Source organism: Variovorax sp. 01T439_2 (assembly GCF_056398445.1).
Genome location: NZ_JBFTPJ010000421.1, coordinates 1 through 4,847, shown reverse-complemented (window position 1 = coordinate 4,847; position 4,847 = coordinate 1). Strand labels below are relative to the sequence as shown.

Genomic DNA, 4,847 nt, shown 5'->3' with positions numbered 1-4,847 from the left:
GGGCGGGGAATCCTTGGGGGCCTTCATGGCGCGAATTTAACCAATTGGTGAATTAACGCAAGGCGTTGGGAGCGGGCGCACATAATTGCCGGAGACATTGCAGCTGAGGTTCGACTTCCCATGAGTACATCACAACCGGCCGGCCACCTGATCGTCGAATGCCTCGTCGAGCAGGGCATGGAGATCGCGTTCGGCGTGCCCGGCGAGAGCTTTCTCGCGGTGCTCGACGGCTTCCACGCCTACCGCGATCGGGCCCGCTTCATCGTCAACCGGCAGGAGGGCGGCGCGGCCTTCATGGCCGAGGCGCACGGCAAGCTCACGGGCCGACCGGGCGTGTGCTTCGTGACGCGCGGACCCGGCGCCACCAACGCATCGATCGGCGTGCACACCGCGTTCCAGGATTCGACGCCGATGGTGCTTTTCGTCGGCGACGTGGGCAGCGACTTCCGCGACCGCGAAGCCTTCCAGGAAGTGGACTACGGCAGCTTCTTCGGCCCGGGCACCAAGGGCTTTGCCAAGCGCGTGGAGCGCATCGACGACGCCAACCGCATTCCCGAATACGTGGCGCGCGCCTTTGCCACCGCGATGAACGGGCGGCCGGGGCCGGTGGTGCTGGTGCTGCCGGAGGACATGCTGCGCAGCCAGACCGCGGCGCGGCCGCTGAAGCGCGTGGAGGCGGTCCAGCCATGGAGCGACCCGGGTGCACTGCGCACGCTGCGCGAACTGCTGCTCAAGTCCGAGCGGCCGCTGGTGATCGCGGGCGGCGGCGGCTGGACGGCGCAGGCCGCGCAGGCGCTGCAGCGCTTTGCCGAGAACTGGCGGCTGCCGGTGGCCAATGCCTTCCGCTTCCAGGACACCTTCGACAACCACCATCCGCTGTACGCGGGCGACGTCGGCATTGCGATCAACCCGAAGCTCGCGCAGCGCGTCAAGGACGCCGACCTGATCCTCGCCATCGGCCCGCGCCTTGGCGAGATGACCACCGGCGGCTATACGCTGCTCGAGGCGCCGAAGGCCCAACAAAAACTGGTGCATATCCACGCGAGCGCCGAGGAACTCAACCGCGTCTACCAGGCCGACCTGGCCATCAACGCCGGCATGAGCGCCGCCGCGCGCAGCCTCGAGGTGCTGAGTGCACCGCCCACGCTGCCGTGGGAAGAATGGACGTTGCAGGCCCATGCGGACTACGAGGCGAACCTCGAGCCGCAGCCGCTCGCCGGCATGCCGGCTGAAACGCCGCGCGGCCCCATCGACATGGCTGCAGTGGTCGCGCTGCTGCAAAAGCACCTGCCGCCGGACGCGGCCATCACCAACGGCGCCGGCAACTTCGCGAGCTGGGTACACCGCTACTTCCGCTACCACGGCCTCGCAAAGGGCCACAAGACGCAGCTGGCGCCCACCAGCGGCGCGATGGGCTACGGCGTGCCGGCGGGCATTGCGGCCAACCTGGCAACGGGGCGCGTGGCCTTCACGATCGCGGGCGACGGCGATTTCCTGATGACCGGGCAAGAGCTCGCGAGCGCTGCGCAGCACGGAGGCAAGAGCATCATCGTGCTGCTGAACAACGGCATGTTCGGCACCATCCGCATGCACCAGGAGCGCGAGTACCCCGAGCGCGAAAGCGGCACCGCGCTGCGCAACCCCGACTTCTGCGGCCTCGCGCGGGCCTACGGCTACGCGGCCGAGCGCGTGACCGAAACCGCGCAGTTCGAGGCCGCGCTGCTGCGCGCGCTGGCGGCCGATACGGGCACGCTGATCGAGATCCCGCTGGACCCCGAGGTGATCACCACGCGCGGCACGCTCGCGTCGATCACGCGGGCGGCGCAGGCACGGGGGTGAAGAGAGCCGCGGCGCGCGGTTGCCACAGGCGAAAAAAAAGCCGGCATGAGCCGGCTTTCTGATGCGGAGCGCGGGGCCCCCGGGTGCTTACTTGACGTGCTTGCCGATCAGAGCGGCCAGTTCGAACATCGACACTTGCGGCTTGCCGAAGATTTCCTTCAGCTTGGCGTCGGCGTTGATGTTGCGCTTGTTGGCCTTGTCCTGCAGGTTGTTCTTCTTGATGTAGTCCCACAGCTTGCTCACGACTGCGGTGCGTGGCAGAGGCGTCGAGCCCACAACGGCGGCGAGTGCCGGGCTGGGGGTCAGGGCCTTCATGAACGCAGCGTTGGGCGTGCGCTTCTTGGCGGGAGCGGCCTTCTTTGCAGGAGCCTTCTTCGCGGGTGCAGCCTTCTTCGCAGGAGCAGCAGCCTTCTTTGCGGGAGCCGCCTTCTTGGCCGGTGCGGCCTTCTTCGCAGGAGCCGCAGCCTTCTTTGCGGGAGCGGCCTTCTTTGCCGGAGCTTTCTTGGCCGGAGCCTTCTTTGCAGTTGCCATGGTTGATTTCCTTTTTTGGTTAAACAGTCACCAATGAAAAACTTGCGTCTCCAGTGGCATTGCGGATGCTAAAGGAGAAAAAACGCGTTTCCAAGGGAAAAAGCGGTTTTTTCATTGGGAGTTGTTGTTTTTTCAGAGGGGAGAACCCGTGGTTTTCAGCTTCGGCGCGCGGGCCAGGTCGCCAGCACCACGCCAACGAGTGCAAGAGCGAACGCAAGCAGCTGCGCCGCGGAGAGGCTTTCGCCGAGCACCAGCACGCCCACGAGGGCCGCGCTCACGGGCAGCATCACGGCAAACACGCCCGCTTGCGCAGCAGGCACATGGCGCAATCCGGTCATCCAGAGCCACACGGTCCAGATGCTCGCAGCCAGCGCATAGACCACGAGCAGTGCCCAGGTTCCGAGGCGCACCGCAGTGAAGTCGAACTGCAGCGCGAACCAGATGCCGAAGGGCATCGACAGCACGAAGCCCCAGAGGTTGATGAGCGAGGAGATCCGCTTGGGGCCGAGCCGGCCGGTGAGCGACTTGCCGATCACCGCATAGGCGGTTTCGCACAGCACCGCGCAGAACACGAGCAGGTTGCCGAGCCAAGGCATCGAAGGCGCGGCGGCGCCGTTGTTGCCCGCTGCGGGTGCATGCGCGGGCGCCAGGGCCAGCAGGCCGATGCCGATCGCAGCGCAGCCTATGGCCAGGCCGATGCGCACCGTGATGCGCTCGCGCAGGAAGAGCCAGCTCGCCACCGCCACGGCCGCCGGGATCGAAGCCATGATCACGCCGGCGGACACCGCGCTCGTCAGGCTCACGCCGAACAGCATGCAGATCGAGAACAGGAAGTTGCCGAGGAACGATTCGAGAAAGACCAGCCCGCGCGTGCGTGCGCTCATCGGCGGTTCGCCCGGTGGGCGCCGCAGCCAGTGCGGCATGGCGAGCGCCGCGATGCCGAAGCGCAGCCAGGCGAGCAACAGCACCGGGAAGGCCGCCACCAGCGGCTTGGAGAGGGCGACGTAGCCGCCGACGAGCGACATGCTCAGGGCCAGGCAACCATAGGCCAGCAGGCGGCTGGCGGGAGCAGCGGTGTTCAATAGACTGGACGGCTTGTTGTTGGAACGATGGATTCGATGATGCCCCAATCTCCCGGGCCCGATGTCGCGCCGGACGCAGGCGCGCAGCGCCACGTCTTCGTCTACGGCACCCTGCGCCGCGGCGGGCGCAACGACATCGCGCGCTATCGGCCCGTGCCGGTCCACGTGGCCGACGCGAGCATTGCCGCCACGCTGTACGACCTCGGCGCCTACCCCGGCGCGGTGCTCGGCGGGAAGCGGCGCGTCGTCGGCGAGATCTACCGCGTCGCGCGCCAGGTGGAGGCCGAGCTCGACCGGCTCGAGGGCGTCGCCGGCGACGGCTCCGGCGAATACATCCGCCGCCACCTGATCGTGGAAGCGGGTGCGCAGCGCTTCGAATGCCTGGTCTACGAGATCCACCCGTCGCGCATCGAAGGGCGCGCGGTGATCGACAGCGGCGACTGGATGGCGCACGCCGCTGCGAAGTGAAGTGTTCTCGGCGTTCGGTTTCACGCCTGAAAGATCGATTGCACATTGCGAAAAGAGCGACTGCTGCGGCGCAATATTTTTTCTCAATATGAGAAAAATAATTTTGTATGGAGAAATGTCTTCGTAAGTGATTGATTTTGTTGGACTAAAAATATGTCTTCTATAAGACATAAGAGTCTGGCTTCGGTTTAGAGTAGCTCCACGGCCGCAGCGCCCGATCCTTTCAACCAACCTCACGGAGTGACCATGCCCCAGACCCTCACCGAACAATTGAGCCGCGAACAGCAAATTGCCGCCCTCGAGAAAGAATGGGCCACCAATCCCCGCTGGAAGGGCATCAAGCGCGGCTACAGCGCCGCCGACGTGGTTCGCCTTCGCGGCTCCTTCCCCATCGAGCACACGCTTGCGCGCCGCGGCGCCGAGAAGCTCTGGGAGCTGGTGAACAACGAGCCCTACGTCAATTGCCTCGGCGCGCTCACGGGCGGCCAGGCCATGCAGCAGGTCAAGGCCGGCGTGAAGGCCATCTACCTGTCGGGCTGGCAGGTTGCCGCGGACGCCAACACCTACTCGTCGATGTACCCCGATCAGTCGCTGTACCCGGTGGACTCGGTGCCGACCGTGGTGGAGCGCATCAACAACACCTTCCGCCGCGCGGACGAAATCCAGTGGTCCAAGAACGTGAACCCGGGCGACAAGGGCTATGTCGACTACTTCGCGCCCATCGTCGCTGACGCCGAAGCCGGCTTTGGCGGCGTGCTGAACGGCTTCGAGCTGATGAAGGCCATGATCAAGGCCGGCGCCGGCGGCGTGCACTTCGAAGACCAGCTCGCCTCGGTCAAGAAGTGCGGCCACATGGGCGGCAAGGTGCTCGTGCCCACCACCGAGGCCGTGCAGAAGCTCATCGCCGCGCGCATGGCCGCCGACGTC

Annotated in this window: 5 protein-coding genes; 3 read left to right on the top strand and 2 right to left on the bottom strand. The window is 66.0% G+C overall.

Annotated elements, in window-relative coordinates:
• The first annotated feature begins 120 nt into the window (after positions 1 to 120).
• Positions 121 to 1,839 (top strand): thiamine pyrophosphate-binding protein, encoded by a 1,719-nt coding sequence (locus AC1DOC_RS19335; protein WP_436311022.1) that lies wholly within the window; start codon positions 121 to 123, stop codon positions 1,837 to 1,839.
• Between the two features lie 87 nt (positions 1,840 to 1,926).
• Here AC1DOC_RS19335 and AC1DOC_RS19330 read toward each other — a convergent pair whose 3' ends face one another.
• A complete protein-coding gene (locus AC1DOC_RS19330; protein WP_012747003.1) occupies positions 1,927 to 2,370 on the bottom strand; it encodes an SWIB/MDM2 domain-containing protein in 444 nt (147 codons plus the stop codon).
• 155 nt (positions 2,371 to 2,525) lie between these two features.
• Positions 2,526 to 3,452, bottom strand: coding sequence for a DMT family transporter (locus AC1DOC_RS19325; protein ID WP_307594151.1), 927 nt, complete (start codon positions 3,450 to 3,452; stop codon positions 2,526 to 2,528).
• Positions 3,453 to 3,491: 39 nt separating this feature from the next.
• Between AC1DOC_RS19325 and AC1DOC_RS19320 the strand changes: the two genes are divergently transcribed.
• A complete protein-coding gene (locus tag AC1DOC_RS19320) occupies positions 3,492 to 3,920 on the top strand; it encodes a gamma-glutamylcyclotransferase family protein (protein ID WP_436035574.1) in 429 nt (142 codons plus the stop codon).
• A gap of 246 nt (positions 3,921 to 4,166) precedes the next feature.
• Positions 4,167 to 4,847: isocitrate lyase (gene aceA / locus AC1DOC_RS19315; protein WP_478130303.1), on the top strand; the 681-nt coding region annotated here is incomplete at its 3' end.

Excerpts from the sequence above, each read along its gene's own strand:
- AC1DOC_RS19335 (WP_436311022.1), top strand. The coding sequence starts at position 121 with ATGAGTACATCACAACCGGCCGGCCACCTGATCGTCGAATGCCTCGTC.
- AC1DOC_RS19330 (WP_012747003.1), bottom strand. The coding sequence starts at position 2,370 with ATGGCAACTGCAAAGAAGGCTCCGGCCAAGAAAGCTCCGGCAAAGAAG.
- AC1DOC_RS19320 (WP_436035574.1), top strand. The coding sequence starts at position 3,492 with ATGCCCCAATCTCCCGGGCCCGATGTCGCGCCGGACGCAGGCGCGCAG.